At 62.4% G+C, this 26214-nt stretch carries 20 protein-coding genes and 1 riboswitch; of the genes, 10 read left to right on the top strand and 10 right to left on the bottom strand.

Annotated features, from left to right (window positions below):
- Positions 1-135 precede the first annotated feature (135 nt).
- Entirely contained in the window at positions 136-426 is a 291-nt protein-coding gene (locus KHN96_RS17270) for a TnsA endonuclease N-terminal domain-containing protein (RefSeq protein WP_244855897.1), read from the bottom strand.
- Positions 427-780: 354 nt separating this feature from the next.
- Here KHN96_RS17270 and KHN96_RS17265 point away from each other — a divergent pair, with 354 nt between their 5' ends.
- The 4 genes from KHN96_RS17265 to KHN96_RS17250 all read left to right on the top strand — a co-directional run bounded on the left by KHN96_RS17265 (position 781) and on the right by KHN96_RS17250 (position 4723).
- Positions 781-1059 carry a metal/formaldehyde-sensitive transcriptional repressor gene (locus tag KHN96_RS17265; RefSeq protein WP_012435739.1) on the top strand — a complete coding sequence of 93 codons (279 nt, stop codon included), beginning with the start codon at positions 781-783 and terminating at the stop codon, positions 1057-1059.
- Between the two features lie 7 nt (positions 1060-1066).
- Complete coding sequence (gene dmeF / locus KHN96_RS17260) at positions 1067-2371, top strand: CDF family Co(II)/Ni(II) efflux transporter DmeF (RefSeq protein ID WP_012435738.1); 1305 nt, start codon at positions 1067-1069, stop codon at positions 2369-2371.
- Positions 2372-2502: 131 nt separating this feature from the next.
- On the top strand, positions 2503-3456 hold the full coding sequence (locus tag KHN96_RS17255; protein ID WP_012435737.1) for a hypothetical protein: 954 nt from the start codon (positions 2503-2505) through the stop codon (positions 3454-3456).
- 343 nt (positions 3457-3799) lie between these two features.
- Positions 3800-4723 carry a cation diffusion facilitator family transporter gene (locus KHN96_RS17250; protein WP_012435736.1) on the top strand — a complete coding sequence of 308 codons (924 nt, stop codon included), beginning with the start codon at positions 3800-3802 and terminating at the stop codon, positions 4721-4723.
- Here the strand turns inward: KHN96_RS17250 and KHN96_RS17245 are convergent.
- On the bottom strand, positions 4720-6327 hold the full coding sequence (locus KHN96_RS17245; RefSeq protein WP_012435735.1) for a sensor histidine kinase: 1608 nt from the start codon (positions 6325-6327) through the stop codon (positions 4720-4722). The genes KHN96_RS17250 and KHN96_RS17245 overlap by 4 nt on opposite strands.
- A 77-nt stretch (positions 6328-6404) precedes the next feature.
- On the opposite strand from KHN96_RS17245, the gene KHN96_RS17240 reads away from it, so the two are divergent.
- Positions 6405-7010, top strand: coding sequence for a response regulator transcription factor (locus KHN96_RS17240; protein ID WP_012435734.1), 606 nt, complete (start codon positions 6405-6407; stop codon positions 7008-7010).
- A gap of 29 nt (positions 7011-7039) precedes the next feature.
- Here the strand turns inward: KHN96_RS17240 and KHN96_RS17235 are convergent, their stop codons facing one another.
- On the bottom strand, positions 7040-10204 hold the full coding sequence (locus KHN96_RS17235; protein ID WP_012435733.1) for an efflux RND transporter permease subunit: 3165 nt from the start codon (positions 10202-10204) through the stop codon (positions 7040-7042).
- Positions 10205-10216: 12 nt separating this feature from the next.
- Positions 10217-11437, bottom strand: a complete 1221-nt coding sequence (locus tag KHN96_RS17230; protein ID WP_021197846.1) for an efflux RND transporter periplasmic adaptor subunit — start codon at positions 11435-11437, stop codon at positions 10217-10219.
- A 137-nt stretch (positions 11438-11574) separates the two neighbouring features.
- Between KHN96_RS17230 and KHN96_RS17225 the strand changes: the two genes are divergently transcribed.
- The gene (locus tag KHN96_RS17225) at positions 11575-13092 is read left to right on the top strand and encodes an efflux transporter outer membrane subunit (RefSeq protein ID WP_012435731.1); all 1518 of its coding nucleotides are present in this window, start codon (positions 11575-11577) and stop codon (positions 13090-13092) included.
- Positions 13093-13131: 39 nt separating this feature from the next.
- Here KHN96_RS17225 and KHN96_RS17220 read toward each other — a convergent pair whose 3' ends face one another.
- Positions 13132-13920 (bottom strand): hypothetical protein, encoded by a 789-nt coding sequence (locus tag KHN96_RS17220; protein WP_012435730.1) that lies wholly within the window; start codon positions 13918-13920, stop codon positions 13132-13134.
- 338 nt (positions 13921-14258) lie between these two features.
- Here KHN96_RS17220 and KHN96_RS17215 point away from each other — a divergent pair, with 338 nt between their 5' ends.
- Positions 14259-14642, top strand: a complete 384-nt coding sequence (locus KHN96_RS17215; protein ID WP_233902599.1) for a hypothetical protein — start codon at positions 14259-14261, stop codon at positions 14640-14642.
- 31 nt (positions 14643-14673) lie between these two features.
- Here the strand turns inward: KHN96_RS17215 and KHN96_RS17210 are convergent, their stop codons facing one another.
- The 3 genes from KHN96_RS17210 to KHN96_RS17200 form a co-directional block, all read right to left on the bottom strand.
- Positions 14674-16317, bottom strand: coding sequence for an Nramp family divalent metal transporter (locus KHN96_RS17210; RefSeq protein WP_104610506.1), 1644 nt, complete (start codon positions 16315-16317; stop codon positions 14674-14676).
- A 43-nt stretch (positions 16318-16360) separates the two neighbouring features.
- Positions 16361-16567, bottom strand: a complete 207-nt coding sequence (locus KHN96_RS17205; protein ID WP_012435727.1) for a hypothetical protein — start codon at positions 16565-16567, stop codon at positions 16361-16363.
- A gap of 236 nt (positions 16568-16803) precedes the next feature.
- The gene (locus tag KHN96_RS17200) at positions 16804-18252 is read right to left on the bottom strand and encodes a carbohydrate porin (RefSeq protein ID WP_012435726.1); all 1449 of its coding nucleotides are present in this window, start codon (positions 18250-18252) and stop codon (positions 16804-16806) included.
- A 660-nt stretch (positions 18253-18912) separates the two neighbouring features.
- A riboswitch (yybP-ykoY riboswitch) is annotated at positions 18913-19023 on the top strand.
- 98 nt (positions 19024-19121) lie between these two features.
- Between KHN96_RS17200 and KHN96_RS17195 the strand changes: the two genes are divergently transcribed.
- A complete protein-coding gene (locus KHN96_RS17195; protein ID WP_012435725.1) occupies positions 19122-20132 on the top strand; it encodes a sodium:calcium antiporter in 1011 nt (336 codons plus the stop codon).
- Between the two features lie 280 nt (positions 20133-20412).
- Here the strand turns inward: KHN96_RS17195 and KHN96_RS17190 are convergent, their stop codons facing one another.
- Together KHN96_RS17190 and recG are read right to left on the bottom strand one after the other, a co-directional pair.
- On the bottom strand, positions 20413-21360 hold the full coding sequence (locus tag KHN96_RS17190; RefSeq protein WP_045785898.1) for a LysR substrate-binding domain-containing protein: 948 nt from the start codon (positions 21358-21360) through the stop codon (positions 20413-20415).
- A 254-nt stretch (positions 21361-21614) separates the two neighbouring features.
- On the bottom strand, positions 21615-23762 hold the full coding sequence (recG, locus tag KHN96_RS17185) for an ATP-dependent DNA helicase RecG (RefSeq protein ID WP_062737937.1): 2148 nt from the start codon (positions 23760-23762) through the stop codon (positions 21615-21617).
- 132 nt (positions 23763-23894) lie between these two features.
- On the opposite strand from recG, the gene queA reads away from it, so the two are divergent.
- Together queA and tgt are read left to right on the top strand one after the other, a co-directional pair.
- Positions 23895-24956, top strand: coding sequence for a tRNA preQ1(34) S-adenosylmethionine ribosyltransferase-isomerase QueA (queA, locus tag KHN96_RS17180; RefSeq protein ID WP_062737938.1), 1062 nt, complete (start codon positions 23895-23897; stop codon positions 24954-24956).
- 2 nt (positions 24957-24958) lie between these two features.
- Entirely contained in the window at positions 24959-26110 is a 1152-nt protein-coding gene (gene tgt / locus KHN96_RS17175) for a tRNA guanosine(34) transglycosylase Tgt (protein WP_062737939.1), read from the top strand.
- Positions 26111-26214 lie beyond the last annotated feature (104 nt).

Genomic DNA, 26214 nt, shown 5'->3' with positions numbered 1-26214 from the left:
GCCATCAACTGCGCAGCCAGTGTGCGCAGTTCGTCCGGGCTCAGGGCATCGAGGTTGGTGGGTAGGTTCATGCGGCGAGTCTGCCAGAACCCCAAGTCCTCTGGAAGGAAGACAGATCCCAACTTTCCAGTTAGATCAGCAAGGAACGTATTCCCGCTTCTTGATTTCCACCAATTCTGGAGACCGCTGATTGCCCGACGGAGAACAGCGGTAGGTCACCAGCAGATCTGGAACATAAACTCGGCCGCGAGACAGTGCAATTTTGACCGGCTGACATTCGTACGATTCCACTTGGGGATCCGAGTCCAGCAGGAGCATGTACTCCTTCTCCAGAATCGACTCGAATTCAATGACCTCATCCGCCAGCGGGGAGGGATGACGTCCAGTGACAAAGAGGTAGTTCTTAGGGATCCGGCGCACCGGCATAAAGCGCTCCACAAAGCACACATCCGTGGATTCTTGCTTTCCCCACCCTGACTTGTCGACCCTCCATCGCGAGGGGGCTCAATGCACTGAGCGCGTTTCAGTCTAGGTCGCTGAGAGCAACTTATGTAGTGCACACACGGGGCCCTCCTGACTATCGATCGGGGGTGTAACGCACCGCGTTACCGATGGCGTTGCGGGCCGGCGGCAAGAAATCCCGCTCGCGTCACGCAGTCGGACGTTTTCGCCGTCATATATGCAGAGGGCTACGTCCTTTGGTTCGGTGCAAATGTTGCTCCCTTGGCAGCCGAACTCAATGTAGTATACCCCCCTATAGTATATTTAATGAGGTGATCGATGAGCCACACCATCCGTGAGAAGCAGAAGCTACTCAACCGCGTTCGCCGGATTCGGGGCCAGCTGGATGCCATTGAGCGCGCACTGGAGGAGGAGCAAGGGTGCGCCCCCGTGCTCCAGCAGATCACGAGTTGCCGCGGCGCCATGAATGGCCTGCTGGCCGTCGTGCTGGAAGATCACATACGCACCCACCTGACCGAGGTGGATGACGAACATGAACACGCCGAAGGCAGCGCCAAGGAGCAGCTGATCGAGGTCGTGCACAGCTATTTCAAATGAGCCAGCCATGAGCAATTTCTACGACACGCCGTTCGGTATCGGTCATGACCACGTGTTCCTGGGCGCAGGGCACGAGAAAAACGAGCGCAAGACATGGGCCGTGATCGTGCTGTGCACGCTGATGATGGCCGCTGAGATCATCGGCGGCAGCATGTTTGGCTCGCTGGCCCTGGTGGCCGATGGGCTGCATATGTCGACGCACGCAGGCGCCATGCTGATCGCGGCGCTGGCCTACACATATGCGCGGCGCCACGCGAACGACTCACGCTTCGTGTTCGGTACAGGCAAGCTCGGCGACCTGGCCGGCTTCACCAGCGCCATCATCCTGGCGATGATCGCGCTGCTGATCGGCTACGAGGCTGTGGTGCGATTCCTCTCGCCGGTGCCGATCCACTTTAGTGAGGCGATCCCGATTGCGGTGGTCGGCCTGCTGGTGAACATCGCCAGTGCCTGGCTGCTGAGCGGTGGCGACCACGATGGCCACAGCCATGGCCACAGTCATCACCATGGTCATGCCCACGGACACGATCACGGCCCAGCCGGACTTGGCGACAAACATGCACACGGCAAGGAAGTGCAGCACATCAACGCGCCAGCAGGGGTGTTCGCGCTGTCGATCTTTGAAGACGACGTACCGCCAGTTTTCCGCTTGGCTGGAGAAACCATCCCGCTGCCCAGCGACGTGGCGACGGTGACCACCATCCGGCCGGACGGCAGCCGCCAGGAATTCCTGATGGTCCGCAAGGCGAACTACCTAGAATCCACCACAGAGATTCCGGAGCCGCATGCCTTTACTGCCGTGCTCGGCATCGGCGGCCAGGAATACAGCGTGGCCTTCGAAGAGCATGAGCACGATCACGCCGATGGACACGGGGCGCACCATCGCGACCACAACATGCGCGCGGCCTATGTGCACGTCTTGGCCGACGCCGCCATCTCTGTCCTGGCCATCATCGGGCTGTTGCTGGCCAAAACCTTCGGCTGGCTCTGGATGGACCCGCTTGCAGGTATCGTCGGTGCGCTGGTCATCGCCAACTGGGCGTACGGACTGATGCGCGACACGGGTGGCATCCTGGTCGACATGACACCAGACAAGCAAATCGGCGGCCGCATCAAGACTGCACTGGAAACCGATGGCGACGCGCTGCTCGATCTGCACGTCTGGCGCATCGGCCCTGGGCACCTGGGCGTGGTGGTCTCGGTCGGCACACGCCAGGCGCATCGCGGGCCGCAGTTTTATCACGAACGGCTGCGGCGATTCCAAGCGCTGTCACACGTTACGATCGAGGTTCATTCGTTACCGACCAAATAACCTGACGTCCGACCTGGACATATCCTCCGGACGATTAGAACGGGGGCGGTACCCCGCCATGTGGGTGCCGCATTCGCCCAACCAAAACAAGAAAACATTGTCGCGGCCTGACCGCGGACGCTCTCCCGGCCATGTACCACCCATCTAGATTTGCCCGCATTTGCGCGGCAGCGTTCGCTCTTGCTGCGCTCGTCTCCAGCCCATCACATGCGCATGGCATTGCTGGCAACCGCTTCTTTCCGGGAACGCTGAATTTCGACGACCCCGCTGTTGCTGACGAATTTTCCATCACCGCCGGCGCTGTGCAGCACCCTGACAACAGCCGCAACGTCACGGATCGCGGCGCGACAGTCTCATTCGCGCGGTTGCTGACACCTGAGGTCTCGATCGGCTTTGACAGCGGCTTCATCCGGCGCGACTGGGACAGTGCACGCCAGCCAGGCGCAACCGGTTCCGACCTGATTCTCAAATCCCGGCTCTACGAAGACGATCTGAACGAGACGCTTGTTGCCGCCTCGCTGATCTATGGGCTGCCCCAGACCGGCGCCAGACGACTCGGCGCCAGCACGTCAGCGACCATTGCCCCCAGCCTGTATGTAGGTCAGGGGTTGGGTGCCTTGCCTGAGGCGTGGTCTTGGCTTCGGCCGTTGGGCATCACCGCTGGCGTCAGCGTGGCCGTGCCGACCAGCAAAACATCGGACAACTTGAGCTACGACCCGATGACGCGACAGTTCAACCCTGTGAGGACAGCCAACGTCACCACGGTGCATTGGGGGTTCGCATTGGAGTACAGCACGCTCTATTTGACGGATCGGTTTGTACCAGGCGTGCTCCCCAAAGAGGAGCCGCTCCATCAATGGGTCCCGTTGGTCGAATTCGCATTCGACTCACCACGGGGCCAGCGTACGCGTGGCACCGTCAACCCAGGCTTCGCTTATGTCAAGGATACGTGGCAGGTGGCAGCGGAACTGGTCCTCCCCTTGACCCACGGATCAACGCGCGGTGTCGGCGCGAACGTTCAGGTGTTGTTCTTTCTGGACGATTTCCTGCCGGCGCTGTTCGGAAGGCCGATGCTGACTCACTAACGAATTGTCTTAGCGTGCATGTTCAAAATGGTCGATAGGGACTTAGATTCGCCCCTTGCCAATTGCATCTGGCATGAAGCACTCGGTTCGATGCAAATGGCTTTCTGACCCCGAGGCAATCTGATCCGGCTTGTGGCTGAAAACGCCGCTTTCCTAGATCAGGGATCCCGGTATTGCACTTGTGCCCACCAGTGCACCAGCGAATGCGAACGCCTCTCATGCGGATTCTTTTCTGCGGCTGCCGGTTATTCCCCAAACGGTCAATTCTCAACCTATGATCGCGGACAAATCCAGGCGCTCGCCCTCAAGGTGACCGGTCCTCGACCATCAGACAAACCAGACCATGCAACAGCCAACCGAGATCGATTTCGACAGCGAGACACCGGCCATCAAGCGCGCGGCGAAACGCAGCACTCTCGTGAGCGTGGGTGTCAATTTGGCCCTAACGGCCGCGCAACTGGTTGCTGGCGTTCTTGCCCATTCACAAGCGTTGATAGCCGACGCAATTCACTCGCTTTCCGACCTGGTTTCGGATTTCGTCGTCCTCTTTGCCGGACACCATAGCCAGAAGGAACCGGACGCAGAACATCACTATGGTCACCTTCGGTTCGAGACAGCGGCATCCCTGGTTTTGGGCTTGCTGCTACTTGGCGTAGGCATCGGGATGCTTTGGAGTGCGGTGACAAAGCTGGAGCATCCGGAATCAATTTCACATGTGAAGTTGATTGGCTTGTGGGTCGCACTTGGCGCACTGGTGAGCAAAGAGCTGTTGTTCCGGTACATGCTGGCCGTCGCCGAGCGCGTGCGCTCCAGCATGCTGATAGCGAACGCCTGGCATGCTCGCTCCGACGCAGCCTCCTCGTTGGTGGTCGCACTCGGCATCATCGGCAATTTGCTTGGATTTCACCTGCTCGACCCGGTAGCCGCACTCATTGTGGGGCTGATGGTATCCAGAATGGGGTGGCAGTTTGGCTCGAATGCTCTGCACGATCTCATGGACAGAGCCGTCGATGAAGAGACAGCGACCGAAATTCGGCAAGTAATGCTCGGCACGCCAGGCGTGCTTGGCGTTCATGACGTTCGGACACGCAAGATGGGCGACATGATCCTGGTGGACGCGCACTTGGAGATCGAAAGCACCGCAACCGTGAAGGTCGGTCACGACATCGCGCTGGAAGCAAGGCGACGCGTCATGGAAAGACATGATGTTCTCAATGTCATGACCCACGTCGATCCCGTAGACAGGCTCACAGCCGGTACAAGCTAGCCGTTCAGTCGCGGTAAGAACACGTTGAATCTTGAGCCTTTGCCTTCTTCGCTGGTCACAGTGATCGTTCCTCGGTGCAGTTCCACGACCAGCTTCACCAAGTAAAGCCCGACACCTGCTCCAACCGTCCCTGCAACGTTGCCGCCGCGCACGTAGCGCTCGAACAAGCGCTCGATATCGCGCTCTGGTATGCCCAGGCCCCGGTCTTCCACAGTTACCGACACACCGTCGGCATCGCTGCGCATACGCACACTGACCGGTGCGCCTGGCGGCGAATACTTAACGGCGTTGCCGACAAGATTGCTGAAGGCCTGGAATAAGAGCCGGGCATCGCCGAAGAATGTGTTCGGCTCATCCGTCTCTATGCACACCTCGATCCGAGCGCTCGGCGTGCCTTCCAAGTGCATTTCGCAAACCTCGTGCAGAAGCGCTGCAAGCGGGAAATCGGTGCGCCGCATCGCTGCTGGCGTCGTGGAATCCAGCCACTGCGAAGAGTCGAGCAAGTGATCCATCAGGTGCGTCATGCGCTGCACGGCCGCCCGGATTTTCCCGCAGCGTTCTTCGAGCGCCTCGGGCTGCAACGCATCACGCGTGCGTATCAACCGCTGGGCCTGGCCGTCAATCACGCCCAGTGGCGTACGGAATTCATGCGACGCCATTGAGATGAAATTGCGTTGGAGTTCGGCCATGCGGCGCTCTTTGTCAAGCGTCTCCTGCAATACGGCCGCCTGGGCGGTCAGTACATCTTTGCTGCGCCCCAGTTCGATTGTGTTTTCTCGAAAACGCGCCACGGCTTGCGCGATGTCGCCAATCTCGTCGTGGCGGTCCAAGCCTGGGATGTCGATCTGGGTATCGTTGTTGGCAACGCGGTGCATGCGATCCACTAGCACGGCAATCGGGCGCGACACGGCAAAGACAAGGTAGATCACGGCCAGCACGACCAGACATGCCGCCACAACGATCGCCCCAACGATGAGTTGCCGCGCATCGTGGTAGGCCTGCGCCTCTCGCTCGGTTTCTGCCGTGGCGCCAGCGACACTGCGTTCGGTCATCACGCCCAAGGTGTCGTTGGCCAAGTCGAATGCGTGTTTGGAATCCGCGTGATAGAGCCGCGCAGCACCCGCTACGTCGCCTGCCTTGGCAGAAATCATCAGCCGTCGCGCAAGCTCGCGATACGTGTTCCATTGGGTGACAAACTGGCTGTAAAGCTCGTGCTCGGCGCTGTCGTGTTCGATCTTGTCGTAGCGGGCCTGGGACGTGGCAATCGCTTTGTCGAGCATGGCGACCTGTTCGTCGGCGGCTCGCAGGTCAGCGCGTGATGAGGCGATCAGAAAATCGCCTTCGGCCGCGCGATAATCCGAGATGTAGTTGTTGAGGTCGCCCAGAATCCGGCTGTTCTGTAGCCAGCGCCCGCTGATCTGCGCAGATACGCTGTGGAAGCTCGCCAGTTGGTCGATACTGAAAGCGCCGACGCCGACCACCAGCAGTAAAAAGATCACGAACACCAGCGTCAGCCGGACCCGGATGGGACGCAGGATCAACGGCGATGCGATTCCAAAGCGCCGCCCGTCTGGCGCGGCTGTGACCGTTTTTGGCGATTGCATAGGTAATGTCCTGCGCAGTTTTTCTTGACGACGTCATGAGCGGAGCATCAGTCACCATACCACCAGCTGAAATCCCCATGAAGCCAGCCAACCCCAAGATCCTCTGCATTGAAGACGACGTTGAAACCGCCGAGTTGATCACCGAAGAACTGGCCGAACACGGCTACACCGTGATCACGGCGAACGATGGTGAGTCCGGGCTGGCGATGCTCCTGCGCGAAGCCCCCGATCTGGTGCTGTGCGACGTAGGCATGCCGGGCATGACCGGGTTCGAGTTGCTGGAGCAATTGCGCACGCTCGCGCCACGTTATGCTGAAATTCCGTTCGTCTTTTTGACGGCGATGGCGCAACGCGACTCTGAACTGCGTGGGCGTCGCCTGGGTGCTGATGACTATGTGACCAAACCGGTCGACTTCGAAATCCTGATGAGCATTGTGCAGACCCGGCTCGCCAGACGGCCGCGCACGCATACCGCACATCCGCCCGTACAACTGAGCGAGCGTGAGGTCGAGGTGCTAGCATGGTCTGCGCGCGGCAAGACATCGGGTGAGATCGCCACGATTCTTGGGCTCTCCAAGCGCACGGTCGATTTCCATATGGACAATGCGCGCGAAAAGCTGGGCGTCGCCACGCGCATCGAAGCCGTGGTCAGGGCTTCCAGCTCGGGCATTATCAAACCATAGGGGCCGCCGCACGAAGCGGCGGCCATCGCTCAGACCGGCGCTTCCTCAAGGGGCGAGTCTTCAGGCGGCTCCTTGCCGAGGAATACCATCCGCAACGCAGGCACGATCACCAGCAGCATCAACGGGCCCACCAACATGCCGCCCACAACCACGGTGGCTAGGGGCCGCTGCACCTGGCTGCCGATGCCCGTGGAAATCGCCGCCGGGAACAGGCCGATACACGCCGACAGGGCCGTCATCAGCATTGGCCGCATGCGCTGTTGCGCCGCATGGAACATCGCTTCAGTTGGCTGGAGGCCGCGCTCCCGGCGCAAGTCGTTGTAGTAGGTGATCATCAGGATGCCGTCCATGACCGATACACCAAACAACGAGACGAACCCAATGGCCGCCGAGACGCTGAAGTCCAGCCCCGTCAGGAACAGTGCCGCTACCCCACCGGTGATCGCAAACGGAATACCGGCCAGCGCCATCAGGCTATCGCGCAGCGAATTGAACAGTCCATAGAGCAGGACCAGAATCAACAGAATGCTGATCGGCACCATGACCGCGAGCCGCTGCTTGGCCTGTTCGAGTTCTTCAAACTCACCCGCCCACTCGATGCGGTAGCCTTGCGGCAACTTGACGTGCTGGGCGATGCGCTGCTGCGCTTCTTCCACCGTGCCGCCCAGGTCGCGCCCGCGTACACTGAACTTGACCGGAATATAGCGGGCGTTCTTCTCGTGATAGATGTACGACGCCCCCGTATCCAGCGTGATGTCAGCCAGCGCCGAGAGCGGAATGTAGGCGTTGCCGCCATTCGCGTTCGAGTAGGCGACGCGGATGTTGCGCACCGCATCGATTGTGGCACGGTACTCCGGGGCCAGCCGCACCGTCAGTGCAAACTGCCGATCGCCTTCCAGGATGGTGGTCGCCTGAGAGCCCGACAGGGCCGCTTGCACCACGGTGTTCACATCCCCAGTGTTGAGCCCATAGCGCGCGGCCGCCTCACGGTTGATGCGCACGTTCAGGTTCGGTTGACCGAGCACGCGGAAGATGCCCAGGTCTGTGATGCCTTTGACCTCGCTCATCTCGCCCTGTACCTGATCGGCAAGCCGCTCCAGCACCTGCAGGTCCGGGCCGATGATCTTGACCGAGTTGGCCCCCTTCACGCCCGACAACCCTTCTTCCACGTTGTCCTGGATGTACTGCGAGAAGTTCAGGCCGACCCCGGTGAACTCACTGGTGAATTCTTTCTGGATCTGCGCGATCAGCTTCTCCTTGGTCATCCCCGCCGACCATTGGTCGAACGGCTTGAGGGGCACGAAGAATTCAGCGTTGTAGAAGCCCGCGGCATCACTGCCGTCGTCGGGGCGACCGTGGGCCGACACCACCGTGCGCACCTCGGGGTGCTTGAGCAAAATCTGGCGCATGCGCGCGACCGGTACCACGCCCGATTCCAGCGACGCCGTTTGCGGCATCGTCAGCCGAATCCACAGGTTGCCTTCTTCAAGCGCCGGCAGGAACTCCGTACCCAGCAGCGGCATGAGCGCCGCCGTTACCGCCAGCACGACCGCGCCGATCGTCACGGCAATGCGCCGGTTGGACAAGGACCACGTCAGCGCAGGCTGGTAGACCTTGTGCAACGCGCGAACGAGCCAGGTTTCCTTCTCTTCGATCTTCTTGGGCAGCAGGTACGAGCACAGCGCCGGCGTGACCGTGAAGGTGGCGATAAGCGCGCCCGCCAACGCGTAGCCATAGGTACGCGCCATCGGGCCGAAGATCTGGCCTTCCACCCCCTGCATGGTGAACAGTGGAACAAATGCGGCCACAGTGATCAGTGCGGAGAAGAACACCGCGCGATCGACCTGCAGCGCACTGACGAAAATCATGCGCAAGCGCTCCGGCACGCGGAAGCCCAGCATCTTCGCGTCACGGCTCATCAGCAGGCGCGTCTGCTCCGCCGCCGGCATCTGGAAGTTGCGGAAGATGTTTTCGACCAGGATGACCGACGAATCCACGATGATCCCGAAGTCCACCGCGCCCACCGATAGCAGGTTGGCGGATTCGCCGGTCAGCAAGAGGATCAGGATGCTGAAGAACAGCGCAAACGGAATGTTGGCGCTAACGATGATGGCGCTGCGCAAATCGCCCAGGAAGATCCATTGGATGAAGAACACCAGCAGGCAGCCAAACAGCAGCGCATGCATGACCGTGTGCGTGGTGACCGAGACGAGCTCCGAGCGGTCGTAGTAACGCTCGACCTTCACGCCTGCCGGCAGCGTGCCATCGGTGTTGATCTTGTCCAGCTCGGCCTTGACGCGCGCCACCACGTCGTTGGTCTGCATGGTGCGGTTCATCACCACGATGGCGGTGACGACGTCGCTTTCGTTGTCACGGCCGGCAATGCCCAGACGGGGCGCGAAACCAATCTTCGTCTTCGCGACATCCTTGACCTGCACGGGCACGCCATTGGTCTGCGTAAGGACGATCTTGTCGATGTCCTTCACGTCTTGGATCAGACCCACGCCGCGGATGTTGACTGACTGCTGGCCAAAGTTGATCGTGCGCCCGCCGACGTTGATATTGGCGTTACCGAGCGCCGTCATCATCTGCGGCAGGGTGACGCCATAGGCTTCCAGCTTCTTCGGGTCGACCTCGACGTCGTACTCCTTGGTCGTGCCTCCCCAACTGACGACCTGCGCCACGCCCGGTACGGTCTTCAGGCGGCGCTGCAACACCCAATCCTGCAAGGTGCGCAGGTTGGTCAGGCCAAAGTGGGGCGGGCCCTTCAACTGATAGCGCACCACTTCCCCGACCAGGCTGGACGCCTGAATTTGCGGCTGCACATTGTTGGGCAGGCTGACGTTCTGCTGGAGGGCAAGTGCCGCCTGCGTGTAAGCAAAGTAGTAGTCGATCCCGTACTTAAAGGTCACGCGCACGAACGACAACCCATAGAACGACGTGGAGCGGATGTTCTCCACACCGGGCGTCGCCGCGAGGCCGATCTCCATCGGCACGGTGTAGTACCGCTCCATTTCTTCGGCCGACAGACCGGGCGTTTGCGCCGTGATTTCGAGAATGACGGGAGCGGGGTTGGGGTACGCCTCGATGTTGAGCTTGGAATACGCGAACAGCCCTGCCGTCACGAACGCCAGCAGGAACAACAGGATCAGCGGCCGTCGCAGCAGCGACAGCTTCAGAATCGCTTTGAGCACGGTGAACTCCCCTCAATTAGCGCTATTGACGCTGCCGGAGGCAGCCGTGCTCAGATACAGTGCCCCTTCGTTGGCGGCCAGCTCGCCTGCGTTCAGGCCTTCGAGCACCTGCACAAAGCCATCCTGCTCCAGGCCAAGCTTGATCACGCGCCGCGCAAAGCGCTTGCGGTCGGTCGTAACCCACGCGGTCATGGTGCCGTCGCCTTCGCGGACCACGCCGTCCATCGCCAACGCTGGGGATTGGATGGGCGCGCCGGTGGTGATGTCGAATGAAGTGAACATGCCGGGGCGCAGTTCGTGCTTCGGGTCGTCGATTTCCGAACGCACCAGGATGCGGTGCGTGTTGGCGTCGACCGATGCACCCACGGTGGTGATCTTGCCGTTGAAGACCCGGCTTGGGAACGCCATGACGTGAATCTTGACCGGCTGGCCGACGTGCAGCAGCGGTGCATCGGCTTCCGGCACGAACGCCTGCATCCACATGGTGGACACATCAGCCACCGTGAATGGCGCCGTACCGTTGCCGGGCTGCAAGAGCAAGCCTGGCTGCGCGCTGCGCGCGGTCACCTGGCCCGAGATCGGGCTCACCACCGTCAGCAGCGAATCAGTCTTGCGCGTCTGCACGATCTGGTCCATCTGTGCGGGCGTCTTGCCGAACACAGCCAGGGCTTCACGCGCGGCCTTGTAGGCCGCCTCGGCGGCTTGCTGGTCGGAGATAGCCTGGTCCAGATCCTTCTGTGCCAGGCCCTGGATCTCATACAACTGGCGCGCACGAGCGAGCGCATCAGTCGTCAACTTGCGCGTACCAGCAGTGGAAATCAGCGTGGATTCCGCTTGCACCAGATCAGGGCTGTCGATATCGAACAGCGGCTTGCCCTTGGCAACGATGTCGCCCACCTTGGCGTAGGTGTTGCGGATCTTGCCTTGGTACGACGTGAAGACCTGCACAGCGCGGTCCTCGTTGAAGTCGATATTGCCCACCGCCTCGCGCCGGTTGGCGAATTCGCGCAACTCTACGGGCGCAACCTTGATGTACTGCAATTGGCCCTGGCTCAAGGTCACGGCCTGCCCATCGCGTGAGGGTGGCGCTGGCACGGTGACCGGCGCGGCTGCATACGATGGTGTGGGCGCAGCTTCCGAGCGCTTTTGCCCCCAGATTCCCCACATCAGGCCGCCAACGACCAACCCGGCGACAACGCCCCCAATGGCTGCGGACTTGTAATCAACCTGCACAGCAGTACCCCAGTTGATAGAAATTTTGCCCGCATGATGCTGCCCGCACGTGGAGCGGTCTACTGTGATGAATCACAGTTCGCAACGATTCGACGCCCCCATAGAATCGGCGCCATTCGACCAAACTGGGTGCTTCCATGCCCGCCAACACTGCCCACGGCATGCCATCGTCCGCCACTGTTCTTCTGCGCCTGACCATCGTGGCGGCGGCATGCCTGTTGACCGCCGCCTGCGCGGTCGGACCGGATTTCAAGACTCCGGATGCTCCGAAAGTGACTGGCTATACGCCCAAGCCGCTGCCGCAGCAGACATCGGCTGCAGCCACGCAGGGCGGCGAAGCACAGCGCTTTGTCTCGGGGATGCCAGTTTCCGATCAATGGTGGAAGGCGTTCCAGTCAGAAAAGCTGAACAAGACGATTGCCGATGCGATTTCCGCCAGCCCCACGCTGGCCGCCGCCCAGGCTGCACTGCGCGTGGCGCAGCAGCAAACGCGCGCGCAACAAGGAGCGTTCTTCCCAATGCTGCAAGGCTCGTATCAACCGAGCCGACAGCAAAACGCCGTCGGCACGATTTCGCCCACGCTCACCTCTGGCGCACCGATCTACACCCTGCACACCGCGCAGCTCACGGTGAGCTATGCCCCAGACGTCTTCGGCCTGAACCGCCGGCAGGTGGAATCACTGAAGGCCACCGAAGAGGCACAGTACTTCCAGATGGAGGCGGCTCACCTCACCCTTGCGTCCAACATCGTGGTGGCGGCAGTGCAGGAAGCCTCGCTGCGCGCGCAGATTGAAGCGCAACAACGCATTGTCGGCATCAATACGCAGTTGCTCGACAACCTGCACAAGCAGTTCGCGCTGGGCGCGGTAACGGGGCTGGATATTGCAGCTGCCGAAACGGCGCTTGCGCAGGCCGAGCAGGCGCTACCCAACCTGCAAAAGCAACTGGCGGTTCAGCGCGATCTGTTGGCTGCACTGGCCGGCAAGCTGCCTAGCGAAGGCATCGCCGAGACGTTCACCTTTGCAGACTTCACGCTGCCGCAGGACTTGCCCGTGTCGCTGCCATCGGATCTCGTCCGGCAGCGCCCTGACGTGCGCGCAGCCGAAGAACAGCTGCACGCCGCAACAGCGCAGGTGGGCGTGGCGATCGCCAATATGCTGCCCCAACTGACGATCACCGGCACCAAGGGCGGCACCGCAGAAATCTTCAGCCAGATGTTCCGGGACGGCAACGTCTTCTGGAGCCTGGTCGGCAATGTGGCGCAGACCTTCTTCGATGGTGGTGCGATGCTGGCGAAAAAACGGGCAGCCGATGCGGGGGTCGATCAAGCGGAGGCGCAGTACCGTGGCACCGTCATCACTGCATTCCAGAACGTCGCCGATACCCTGCACGCGCTAGATGCCGATGCCGACGTGCTGAAAGCCGCGCTCAGATCCGAACAGGCAGCACACCGAACTCTAAACATCACGGATAGGCAGCGCGCGATCGGCCAGGTCAACATCCTCGCTGTGCTGAATGCAGAACAGGCCTACCAGACTGCTGTGCAAGCCACGATTGGGGCGCGTGCAAACCGATTCGCCGATACGGCAGCGCTGTTTCAAGCCCTAGGTGGCGGGTGGTGGAACCGGCCCAACGCTGACGTCGCACGGCGCTAAAACCGATGAGGCGCCAGCCTTCTCGCTGAGGGCTGACGGTTAACTCAATGGGACTTCAAAGATCCATTTGAACGTCCACCGGTCGGTGGCGCGCGTTAAGCCTCTGCCCACGCCAAAGTTGAAAACGAACGGCTTGCGATCCACGTCAAACGCGAGAAAGGCCGTGTGCTGCTGTTCGTATAATGGCAAGACATGGTCGACGCGACCCAGACCGGCGTAGTACTCCAATCCGGCACGAATGCCTGTGGACACCGTACGGGCGATCTTGAGGGCCGGGGCGAATTCAGGCACGCCACTGCGATCCTGGCCGGAGAGATTCCAGTCGAGCACCGGGTTGAGCGCCCATAGCCATTGCTCATTCTGATAGCCATAAATCGGCCGGAGCTCTACCGCTTGTTGTGATTGCTCAAAGCGACTTGCAACATGAGCAAGCTCGACGTTGAGACCAGCGAAGTAACCGACACCGTCTTCGGGTCGGACGGGCATCCATTTGACGCGCACCTTTGGCCCAGTGACGTAGTAGGTATTTTCGCGCGTGAGCGCGGTTGGGACGTACACACCGAGTTCCACCGAAGGCGTCAAGCCGTAAGAGAATTCAGCAGTGCCCCGCCAGCCATGCGGTGTCGTGACCTCGCGCGGATAAGACGGTTCTCCAATGCCGCTTGGCGTCGTGTTCAGATGCAACTCCAGTCCAAACTCGCCGGGCGCGTTGATGTCACCGGTGTAGACCTGAATCTCATCAGGAAGGACGGCATACGCCGGAAGCGCAGTTAGACCCAGTACCGTTGCGATGACTCCAACAAGGCTGGATAAGCGAGTGTGTTGCATGGGGGGCTCCAATTTCTGGCAGCCGAAGCATAGACGTCGTGCATGCGTTTTTCCGAATAACCCGGTGACGCAAACGAAAACCTGCATGAGATGCGTTTTCGTTTTCACTCTGTCGGTCTTCCTCTTTTACCGCGTTCGACAAATAGCGCACTGTGATTTGTACGGTATCACTGTGTGGGAGACGTGACCTACACTGAATGGAGGGCAGGACTTTTCAAGTATGCGCTATGCCTATCGAACAGGTTCGTGGCCATAGGTCCAAATGGAGTATCAAGAGGCAGATGATGGTAGGAGTTCTCAGAATGCGCTCTCTTCCTTCCGCACTGCAGATGCGCACCATGAGCACAATGCTGGTCATGTCCCTCGCCGGTTGCTCGACTATCTATGAAGGCAAATATGCCTACGACGAGGGATGGAGACTCGGAGAAATCGAAAAGATTGGTGCACCAGCGGATCTGGGGCGGTTCGGAGCGCTGTGCCGCCAAAGGCGAGACCTGTCTGCAGCGTATCCTCCGGTTGCTGTCGTAAGGTTCGACTTCGGAACCACGGCCGGCAGATATATGCATAGCAGCCATAAACTGCAACACGTGGTGGTGCAACTGCCTCTCGACAGCCCGTTGAAAAAGGACGCGCACGTATACGTGAACATCCGGGATTGCGAGCAACCCCTTGTCCCCGTTGGCAAACTGGACTCAAAACCGCTTCAGCTACCCGGCGCGTGAGGCAAGATGTATGTAGGCTGTTGGCCTAGCCTCATCCCGTCACCAGCCCAGCGATCCGCACCAGCACCAGTCCAGCGGCCACCACGAGATAAGCCCGCAGCACAAACATCCACGTGCGCTTGAGCGGTGTCCAACGTGCTGGCGTGAGCTGCTCCAGCGGCGGCATGGTCCAGTGGTCGCGATCGAGCACGCTCACGCGCAGTGGATGCTGGGGTCGATGACTGCGCCGCTCGATGTGCCACAACACCAGCGACATGACAATGGCGATGAGCGAACCGCCGATCAGGATCGCGCCGATCTCGAATTCGCCGATGCCGGGAAACAGCACCGCCGCCGTCAGGATGACGGAGAGCATCACCAGCACCGCCACCACACCGCCGGTGAAGATGTTCATCGCGCGGCCGTTCGTCCAGGGGCCCAGCACAGCCTTGTCATTGCACAACAGCAGCAGGAACACCGTCGCGCTCGGCAGCAGCACGCCGGCCAGTGATTGCACCGCGTTGGTCAACAGCCCGAGCGGCACACCCGGCGTCAGCACCAACCCTGCGGCCAGCAGCGTCAGCCCGAAGTAAATCGCATAGAAACCCTTGGCCTCCGTCGGCTTGCGATGCAGCGAATGCCGTACAGCGAACACATCGCCGATAGCATAGGCCGTGGACAGCGACACCGCGCATGCGCCGATGATGCTGGCGTCCAACAGCGCGATCGCAAACAGCACACCGGCCCAGCGGCCCGAGTGCGCTTCCAACCCTTTCGCCGTGCCCAGTGCATCGGTGTAGTTGCCAAACTCTGGCGTACCGTGGAAGGCCTGCGCGCTGAAGGCGATTATCGCCACGGCACCGGCAATCACGAGCACGATGCCCAGCCACAGGTCCGCTCGCTCATAGCGGATGAAGCGCGCGGTGATCCGCTTGTCGATCACGTAGCTCTGCTGGAAGAACAACTGCCACGGCGCCACCGTCGTCCCCACGATGGCGATGATCAGCAGCATTACCTCCGCCAGCGGTGCACCGGCCGGTAGAGCAGGCACGAAGAAGTCGCGCGCCACCTGCCCCATCGGCGGGTGCACCATCACAAAGATGGGAATAAGCGTGAGGCTGCCCGCCACCAGCAGCAGCGCAAAGCGCTCGAAGCGGCGGAAGTCGCCCGTGGAGGCGGCCAGCATCACCAGCGCGGCCGCTGCACACACGCCCCAATGACGCGGGATGCCGAGATACTCCAGCGCCAGGCTGATGCCGATGAATTCCGTCACCAAGGTCAGCGCGTTCACCAGAAACAGGTCGATGACGGAGAAGCTGCCCCAGAACTTGCCGAAGCGCGCAAAGATCAGCCGCGCATGGCCGACGCGCGTGACGGCGCCCAGGCGCAGCACCATCTCCTGGTTCACGTACAGCACAGGGATCAGCAGCAGCAACGTCCAGAGCAGCGTGGTGCCGTAGTTCTGCCCGGCCTGCGTGTAGGTGCCGAAGGCGCCGGCATCGTTGTCGCCGACCATCACGATCAGGCCGGGCCCGAGGATGGCGAGCAATGTACGCAAGCGCGCACGCCAGCTATCACGCGCGCCGGTGTCATGGTGGGCGATGGTGCCGAGCGCCCCACGGATGTCGCCCACATGGGCGTCGTCGAGAGCGGCATGACGTGGTGGTGTGTCGATGCCCGAAGTCAGTTGGGTCATAGCGACCTCCGATTTGTTATTGGGTGATTGGATGACCCACCGGTTACCAATAGGTGCGCGACAGCCGGACGGCAGCGGCAGCGTAGCCGTGGTTGGAGAGCGGCTGCCCACCGTCGTCAGCACGCCGGTTGGAGGTGGCGGGCACGGCGTTGGCACGCTCGGGCGCACCGGCCCGGGCCTGCACGAACGGCGAGCTGAACGGCAGCGCGATTGCCGAGAAACGACGGGCGGGGATGTTGAATTTGCGCATAGGTACTCCTCGCCACATGCGCACGACGGGTGCATGGCATGCGGCAATCGCCGCACAGGGGTCGTCTTACCCTGGCGGCAGATTCAAACAATCAAGGAGCGATGCAGACACCGCTGCCTTGCCTGGGCGGCAAGTCAGCAGCAGGGAAAACCGTGCGGCGGACTGGCCTAGTGGGAAACTGATGTGGTTGTCGGATAAGGTCGACTCGGACTGTCCATATGGGTCCTCCGTAGGCGTTAGAACTCCGCGTGGGCACGAATGCCAAAGAACTTGGCAGGCCCGCGGTCCCGGTTGTAACCGGGGTTCTGGATCAACTGAAAATCGGGGCTGAGCGTGATGCCCTTGACCGGTTGAAAGCTGTAGAACACTTCGAGTATGCGCTCGTGGCCATAGTTCAGTGCGCCGTCACCCAGGAAGGCGCCGCTGCCGCCCGCCGCCAGATAGGCACGATGATCCGGGCCCAGCATGTTGAGCGAAAAGGCCGCCCCCAACACATCATTCGGCCGCCCCCAGGACGTGCCCTTGAGCAGACCGCCGAACGACACGTTGCGGCCCACCTCGGTAAAAGCATAGGTCTCGGTCTTGTCATCCGACCAGTTCAGGCGGGTGAACAGGCCCAGGTTTTCGCCCACTTTCTGCTCGAACGACAGGCCGACGCCCACCTTGGCGTGCTCGCGCCGCACCTGGCTCAGGTCTGGCGCGGCACCGGTGGCCTGCCCGAGCGCAATCGCATCATCAAAGCGGCCCATGCGCGCGAAGTTGCGCCAGCCCAGCAAGCGCACCTTGCCCTCCTGGCCGAACAGCGTGTAGCGCTTTTCAAGCTCCAGCATGTCGCCGTAGTGCTTCAGAAAACGCGTGTCGAGCGGCAAGCCGTTGGACTCAAGCGGTTGCAGGAATCGGCCCGCGCGGACGGCCCAGCCCAGCTCGCTGTCGATGTACTCCAGCGCAACGCCCCAGCTGTAGCCGCGCGCATCGGCCGCATAGTCGAACGACGGGTGCGTCATGAACGACCAGTTCAGGAACTGCGTGCGCGGGTCGTGCGCGTACTCCACGGCATCAAAGACATCGAGCACCGGCAGATTGCCCGCGGTCAGCACCACGCGACGCTTGTCGACCACGTCAGCGAACTGGTTGAAGTCGGCGTCGACCTTTTCTGTGTCACCGCCCAGGCCCCAGGTCTGACGCATGAAAACGCGGGCGCGGTACAGCGTCGGGTCAGTGCCCGTGACCTTGGCCAACTCGCCGTTGGTGGGGCCACCCAGGCCATGCAGATCGGAGAACGCCTTGCCCATCACCACTTCCGGGTTGAAGTGGAATTCCGCGCCCTTCCACAGCCGCATGCCCAGGTCCAGCGTCGTGCTGAAGGAATAACTCGTGGCGCGGCCCGCCGTCAGGCTGTTGTCGCCGCTGTACGGCGACTTGAAGGCGGGCTTGGCTTGCCAGACCCACGTCGATTGGCCATGGAAGCCGAAGCGGTCGCCCAACTCACCACCGGCAGGCAGCGCATCTGCAGCCGGAGCAGAAGCCGGAGCTTCTTGCGCTTGGGCAGCATGCGTGAAAGCAGAGAACAAAGCCATCGCAGCCAGCAAGGCCGGACGACGGAGGGGACGCAGAGCAGCAGCGCGCACCAGAACGAGCGGACGCACTGCAACCCAAGCGTACTGCAGCATCGAGAAAAACAGCATGAGACCTCCCTCGTCTGCTTCTATGACAGACGTAGGCATGGGCCGACCACGAGCCTCCCAGGAACCACGCACGCAAACGCGTACGCGGCCACATGGCCGTGTCGATAAAACGATCGAATGATGGGAGAGGCTTGTGCGGAGAACCCGCTCAAGATCCACTACCCGCCGTGCAATGCGGCTAGGCAGTGGTGAAGCGCAGCGATGCGCCCAAACTGTCTAGCCGTTCAACGTGCGACCCAAGGTCGACTAGAACAACTGTCCATGGAGATCACTCCGAGTTCTGACGGGGCGAAGGGTAACAAAGTCATACGTAAGCCTGCAAGCAGTTTTTCCGTTGGCTTTGAGCAACGCGTCGCAGCCGTCAAACAACGTGGAATGCCGACCATGGAACGGGAGAACGCTGAACGCCAAGAGGGAAGAGAATCAAGTGGCGAATAGGAGCGCCTACAAAAAAGGGAATGCGGCGGAATTGGGCAAGTGTCTGCGCACCTCAAATTTCGGCGGGCCCTCTGGACAGACTACATAGGTAGCTGAGCTAAGCCGGACCTGACGGATCGATTCAAGCCGACTATCTCGCACACGGGATCTATCGCAGCGAGTGAGCGACATTGAGGCGTCTTTGTACTTTTGCGTGCCAGGGGGGATGCTGATACACTCCGGCCCGTTGTCATTGGGGAGTAGCCATTCCGGGCGCAATGCTCGGAAGTCCACGTCAACAAACTTGAGACCTTGCCGTCTCATGGTGTGGACAGCCTCTGCTGCAAGCAGAGCCGCTAGGCGAGACCTTTGGCCGCGACGTGCACACCCAGGCCGGGCGACGCGCGTCGTTGCGCCATTGGTTTATCTCGTTCGCCTGGCTACCTCATTTCATGCTCCTCACAATCGGTCTTTTCCTGATATCGGCAGGCGCCATCTATTTGGCCTGCGAGTACTTCGTCAACGGCATTGAATGGTGCGGCAAGCGACTGAATCTCGGCGCCACAGCCGTCGGCTCGGTGTTGGCCGCCTTTGGCACAGCACTGCCTGAAAGTGCCGTCACGTTCGTTGCCGTGGTCTTCGGTTCGACGCCTGAGCAGAAAGATCTCGGCGTCGGTGCTGCGATGGGCGGCCCGCTTGTTCTGGCCACACTCGCATATGCGGTAGTTGGTTTGGCGTTGATGATGAATCGACGCGAGCTTGGCCGTCCCACCGCGGAAGTCAAAGTCGACCATGCACGCATGAGCCGGGACCAGGCCGCTTTCCTGGGCGCCTTTGTTGTCAAGGTTGCCCTGGGGCTTGTTGCCTTTGCATACAAGCCTTGGCTGGGCATTCTTTTCCTGGTCGCCTATGCGATCTATGTCTGGCGCGAGATCAAGGACAGTGACACGGCACCTGAAGAAGAGGAACTGGAGCCCCTCTCGATTCGCCCGAAGTTGGCGGAACCTCCACTGGGGTGGGCCGTGCTGCAAGTGCTGCTCGCGCTGGTCGTGATTGGCGGCGCTTCACACGTCTTTGTGGCACAGCTTGAAGCGATTGGCACAGCGCTGCACTGGCCAGCACACCTTGTCGCGCTATTGCTCAGCCCCGTTGCGACGGAGTTGCCCGAGACGATGAACGCTCTGATTTGGGTCCGCCGGGGCAAGGAACGCCTCGCCCTGGCAAACATCTCGGGGGCCATGATGATTCAGGCCACCATCCCGAGTGCACTGGGGATCTTCTACACTCCATGGCGATTTGACGGGCCGCTGCTTGCGTCCGGCATCATTACTGCGGTCGCCATCTTGTTCTTGTGGATGATGTTCCGGCGCGGAGTCGTGCATGGGCGAACCCTGGTAGCAGTCAGCTCTTTGTACGCGCTTTTTGCGTTTGTTCTCGCGATCGGGTTTCCAGTGACCCGCTAACAGGACGCCTTGCATGGGTTCATACTGCCGACACTCAGCCGGGCATCTGAGGCGGTCGGCGATGGACATCCGGTGGCAAGACGACAATGCTTGACTCTCGCACCGCACTGGTTGCATGGCTGGGCAGGCTGGCGCCCCGGGGACGGGACACTCGCGCGCGCCTCTTTCATGCTCCAGCCTACTTCGCTATTTTTTCTAACTTACTTCGCTATTCTCGCCAGTCAGGTCGGCGCTTTTTCTAATTTTCTTCGCTATGCCGACACATGGCCCTCTGACGTCTTCAGTGGAGAAGCGGCGCGGGCGGCAAGGGCTTGACGCCCGGCAGGTCACATTGGGAGACCGCCTTGGCCACCGCCTCGATGGCGGCGATGCGGGTGAAGCTCTTGCGCCAGGCCAGAACGACGCGGCGGTCGGGCACCGGCTCCTGGAACGGCACATACGTCAGCAGGTCATTGCTGGCCGGCTGCATGCTGGGGACCGAGGTGCGCGGCAGCACGGTGATGCCGACGCCGCTGGCCACCATGTGGCGAATCGTCTCCAGCGACGAGCCCTCGAACGTTTTCTGGATGCCGTCGGCGTTCTGCGAAAAGCGCGACAGCTCGGGGCACACGCCCAGGACGTGATCGCGGAAGCAATGTCCGTTGCCGAGCAGCAGCATCGTCTGCTGCTTGAGCGCTTCCGGGTCCACAGCTTCCACCTTGGCGAGTTCATGGCCGCGCGGTACCGCCACCACGAACGGTTCGTCGTACAGCGGCATGGTCATGAGGCCCGTCTCGGGAAACGGCTCGGCCATGATGGCGCAGTCGATTTCGCCCTGCTTGAGCAACTCCACCAGCCGCACCGTGAAGTTCTCCTGCAGCATCAGGGGCATTTGCGGCACGGTGTCGATCATCTGCTTGACCAGCGCCGGCAGCAGGTACGGCCCGATCGTATAGATCACACCGAGGCGCAGCGGCCCCGCAAGCGGGTCCATGCCCTGCTTGGCGATCTCGCGGATCGCCATGGTCTGCTCGAGCACGCGCTGCGCCTGCGTGACGATCTGCTCGCCGACGGGCGTGACGCTGACTTCCGACGCCCCGCGCTCGAAGATCTGCACGGCCAGTTCGTCTTCGAGCTTCTTGATGGCGACCGACAGCGTCGGCTGCGAGACGAAGCAGGCCTCGGCCGCGCGCCCGAAGTGGCGTTCGCGCGCAACGGCAACGATGTACTTGAGTTCGGTGAGCGTCATGGCAATCAATCGGCTTTTGGATGTCGATAGATTTTACCTTGTGACGGGGGATGTTGCTGGGTCCGCGCCGAATGCCTTTTACCGCACTCGCGGTCGATGGAGGCGCTGCCCCGTGCGACACGCCGGTCCGACTGCATCGCCGAAACGACAGGGGTGCAGCTTGCATCGCTGTTGCACGGATTCCTGCATGAGTGCGGCAAGGCGCGACAGCCGCCGGATCCGCGCCGACATGATGGACTGGGCGTGCGACGCCGCTACACGCGCAGGTAATGTTCGCGCTCGCCCAGCCAGCGCTTGAGGTGCGCATCCACCGCTTCCGGAAAGCGCGCGAGCATGGCCTGCGCCGCTTCCTGCGCAAATTCGACCAGCCAGGCATCGTGGTTCAGATCGGCAAAGCGCAGCATGGCCTCGCCCGATTGCCGTGCACCGAGGAATTCGCCCGGGCCGCGGATCTCCAGGTCGCGCCGGGCGATCTCGAAGCCGTCGGTGGTCTCGCGCATGGTCTGCAGGCGCTGCTTGGCCGTGGGCGACAGCGGCGCCTGGTACAGCAGCACGCACACGGATTCCGCCGTGCCGCGCCCCACGCGCCCGCGCAACTGGTGCAACTGGGCAAGGCCGAAACGCTCGGCGTGTTCGATCACCATCAGCGAGGCATTGGGCACGTCCACGCCGACTTCGATGACGGTGGTGGCCACGAGCACGTGCAGCTCGCCGCTGGCAAACGCGCTCATCACGGCCGCCTTGTCGGCAGACGGCAGGCGCCCGTGCACCAGGCCGACCTTCAACCCCTGGAGGCTTTGCGAAAGGGTCTCGAAGGTTTCCACCGCGGTCTGCAGCTGCAGCGCTTCGCTCTCTTCGATGAGCGGGCAGACCCAGTAGACCTGCCGCCCCTCGCGCGCGGCGGCGTAGATGCGCTCGATCACCTCGTCGCGGCGGGCGTCGTTCACCAGGCGCGTGACCACGGGCGTGCGGCCGGGCGGCAGTTCGTCGATGGCCGAGACGTCGAGATCCGCGTAATACGTCATCGCCAGCGTGCGCGGAATTGGCGTCGCCGACATCATGAGCTGGTGCGGCACCGGGGCGTTGGCGGCTGGCGCTTCGGTGCCGCTGGTCTTGCCGCTGGATTTGCCGCGCAAGGCGAGACGCTGCGTCACACCGAAGCGGTGCTGTTCGTCCACAACCGCCAGCCCCAGGCGTGCGAACGTGACGGTGTCCTGGATGAGCGCATGCGTGCCGATCACGAGTTGCGCCGTGCCTGCGGCCACCCGGGCGGCGGCTTCGTCCTTCTGTTTGCGCCTGAGGCTGCCGGCCAGCCAGACGATGTCCACGCCGAGCGGCTCCAGCCATGCAGTGAGCTTGCGGTAGTGCTGCTCGGCCAGCAGTTCGGTCGGCGCCATCAACGCGGCCTGCCAGCCCGCATCGATGGCCTGGCATGCAGCCAGCGCGGCGATGACGGTCTTGCCGCTCCCCACGTCGCCCTGCAGCAGCCGCTGCATCGGATACGGGTGCGCGAGGTCGGCGCCGATCTCTTCCCACACGCGCGCCTGGGCGCCCGTCAGGTTGAACGGCAGTGCCTGCATGAAGCGCGCGAGCAAGCCATTGCTGCCGGTGGCGCGCAGCACGGGCGCGGTGCGCATGCGACGCGCGGCCTGCGCCCGCTTGAGCGAGAGCTGCTGCGACAGCAGTTCGTCAAACTTGATGCGCAGCCACGCCGGATGCGTGCGTTCGACCAGGCTGTGCTCGTCCACGTCGGGCGTGGGCTGGTGCAGCAACCGCACCGCCTCGGCGGGCGGCATCAGTTTCAACGGCGCGAGCGGCCCGATGAGGAGGCTGTTCGGCAGCGTTTCGGGCAGCGGCGTACGCGTGAGCGTGTTCAGGATCGCCTTGCGAAGATACGCCTGCGGCACCCCGGCCACCGTCGAATACACCGGCGTCAGCCGGTCGGGCAGCGGCTCGTCCTCGGCCACGGCGCGCACGGTGGGGTGGACCATCTCCGCGCCGAAGAAGCCGCCGCGCACCTCGCCGCGCACGCGCAGGCGCACGCCTTCGGCCATCTGCTTGACCTGGCTGCCGTAGAAATTGAGGAAGCGCAGCACGAGTTCGCCGGAATCGTCGGCGATATGCACGACGAGCTGCCGGCGCGGCCGGAACGCCACTTCGTTGCGCGTGACCGTGCCTTCGACCTGCGCGGCCCAGCCGGTGTTGGCGCGCGCGATGGCCTCGGCGATGGTCAGAAGCGTGGTTTCGTCCTCATAGCGCATCGGCAGATGCAGGACGAGATCGACGTCGCGGTGCAGGCCCAGCTTGGCGAGCTTGTCCGCCGGGCGGGCGGCCTTGGGCGCCTTGTCGGCCGCCGCCCCGCGCTTTGGCTGGGGCGCCGGCGCGGTATCAGCGTCGGGCATCAGAGCGGCATCAGGGGCGGAGCGGGCGCGAGGCGGCACAGGACGTTTACAATGGCGAACTTTGCGGTGTCGCCCGATTGTACCGGCGCCCGCCACCCTCACCTGGTGCAATCCACGTCTGCGCCACTTCTCATGCTGACGCTGTCCGATTTCGATTTCGATCTGCCGCCCGAGCTGATCGCGCAAACCGCCCTGCCCGACCGCACCGCGAGCCGCCTGCTGGCCCTTCGCCGTGAGGCCGACGGCGTGCATTTTGACGATCGCCAGTTCTCCGACCTGGTCGACTACGTACGCCCCGGCGACCTGCTGGTCTTCAACGACACGCGCGTCATCAAGGCGCGCTTCTTCGGCCAGAAAGCCAGCGGCGGCAAGGTCGAAGTGCTGGTGGAGCGGCTGCTGGACGAGCACACCGTGCTCGCGCAGATCCGCTCGAGCAAGCCCCCCGTGGAAGGCACCACGCTGCGCCTGGCCGATGCCTTCGATGTGACGGTGGGCCCGCGCGCCGAGCCGTTCTTCACGCTGCGCTTTCCGCAGCCGGCGCTGGACCTGATCGAGCAGCACGGCCGCCTGCCGCTGCCGCCGTACATCGAGCACGACCCCGACAGCTTTGACGAAACGCGCTACCAGACTGTGTATGCGCGCAATCCCGGCGCCGTCGCGGCGCCCACGGCGGGCCTGCATTTCGACGATGCGCTGTTCGCCAGGCTCGATGCGATGGGCGTCAAGCGCGGCTTCCTCACTCTGCACGTGGGCGCGGGCACGTTCCAGCCGGTGCGTGTGGAGAACATCGCCGAGCACCGCATGCACAGCGAGTGGTACGCCATCTCGCCGGAACTGGCGGACACCATTCGCGCCACGCGGGCCGCGGGCGGGCGCGTGATCGCGGTCGGCACGACCTCCATGCGCGCACTGGAATCGGCGGCGCTGCCCGACGGGACGCTGCAGGCCGGCAGCGGCGACACCGATATCTTCATCACGCCGGGTTATCGCTTCCGGGTGGTCGATGCGCTGGTGACCAACTTCCACCTGCCCAAATCGACGCTGCTGATGCTGGTGTCGGCGTTTGCGGGCATGCAGGCCATCCGCGACGCTTACCGGCATGCCATTGCCCAGCGCTATCGCTTCTTCAGCTACGGCGACGCCATGCTGCTCACGCGCGCCCCATCCGAACCCGGCGACACCGGATCCCCCTGACCATGCTCAAGTACGAACTCCTCACCACCGATGGCCTCGCCCGGCGCGGCCGCATGACCCTGAACCACGGTGTGGTGGAAACGCCCATCTTCATGCCGGTGGGCACCTATGGCGCAGTCAAGGCGATGTCGCCGGCGGAGCTCGAGGACATCGGCGCGCAGATCATCCTGGGCAACACCTTCCACCTGTGGCTGCGTCCGGGCCTCGACGTGATGGATGCACACAAGGGCCTGCACGGCTTCAATGGCTGGGACAAGCCCATCCTGACCGATTCCGGCGGTTTCCAGGTGTTTTCGCTGGGCGATCTGCGCAAGATCACCGAAGAAGGCGTGACGTTCGCCTCGCCCATCAATGGCGACCGGCTGTTCCTGTCGCCGGAAATCTCCATGCAGATCCAGCGCCGGCTGAACTCCGACATCGTCATGCAGTTCGACGAATGCACGCCGTACAAGATCGGCGATCGGCCGGCCACCGAGGCGGAAGCCGCGGCCTCGATGCGCATGAGCCTGCGCTGGGCGCAGCGCTCGCGCAATGAATTCGAGCGCGAAGGCAATCCGAACGCGCTGTTCGGCATCGTGCAGGGCGGCATGTTCGAGCACCTGCGCGATGAATCGCTGGCCGGCCTGCAGGCGATCGACGCCGACGCCGGCGGCCAGGGCTTCGGCGGCTACGCCATCGGCGGTCTGTCCGTCGGCGAGCCCAAGGAAGACATGATGCGCGTGCTGCAGCGCGTGGCGCCGCGCCTGCCGGCCGACAAGCCGCACTACCTGATGGGCGTGGGCACGCCGGAAGACCTCGTGGCAGGCGTGGCAGCGGGCGTGGACATGTTCGACTGCGTGATGCCGACCCGCAATGCGCGCAACGGCTGGCTGTTCACGCGCTTTGGCGACATCAAGATCAAGAACGCCGTGCACCGCAACGATCCGCGCCCGCTGGACGAGACCTGCGGCTGTTACACCTGCCGCAATTTCTCGCGGGCGTACCTGCACCACCTGCAGCGCGTGGGCGAGATCCTCGGCGCACGCCTGAACACCATCCACAACCTGCATTACTACCTGGAGCTGATGGCCGAAATGCGCGCCGCCATCGAGTCGCACGGCTTTGCCGCATTCCAGGCGCGCTTTGCCGCCGACCGCGCGCGCGGAGCCCTGTAAGCCGCCGATCCGGGGCGCCGGGCGCGCCCATTTGCCGCAGCACCGCGATGGTAGAATGTCCGGTCCGATTTTTGACCGATTGACGAACCATTACGGAGTTTTGA

This window comes from Ralstonia mannitolilytica, from assembly GCF_905397375.1.
GTDB classification, from domain to species: domain Bacteria; phylum Pseudomonadota; class Gammaproteobacteria; order Burkholderiales; family Burkholderiaceae; genus Ralstonia; species Ralstonia mannitolilytica.
This window is presented reverse-complemented; position numbering and strand designations above follow the sequence as displayed.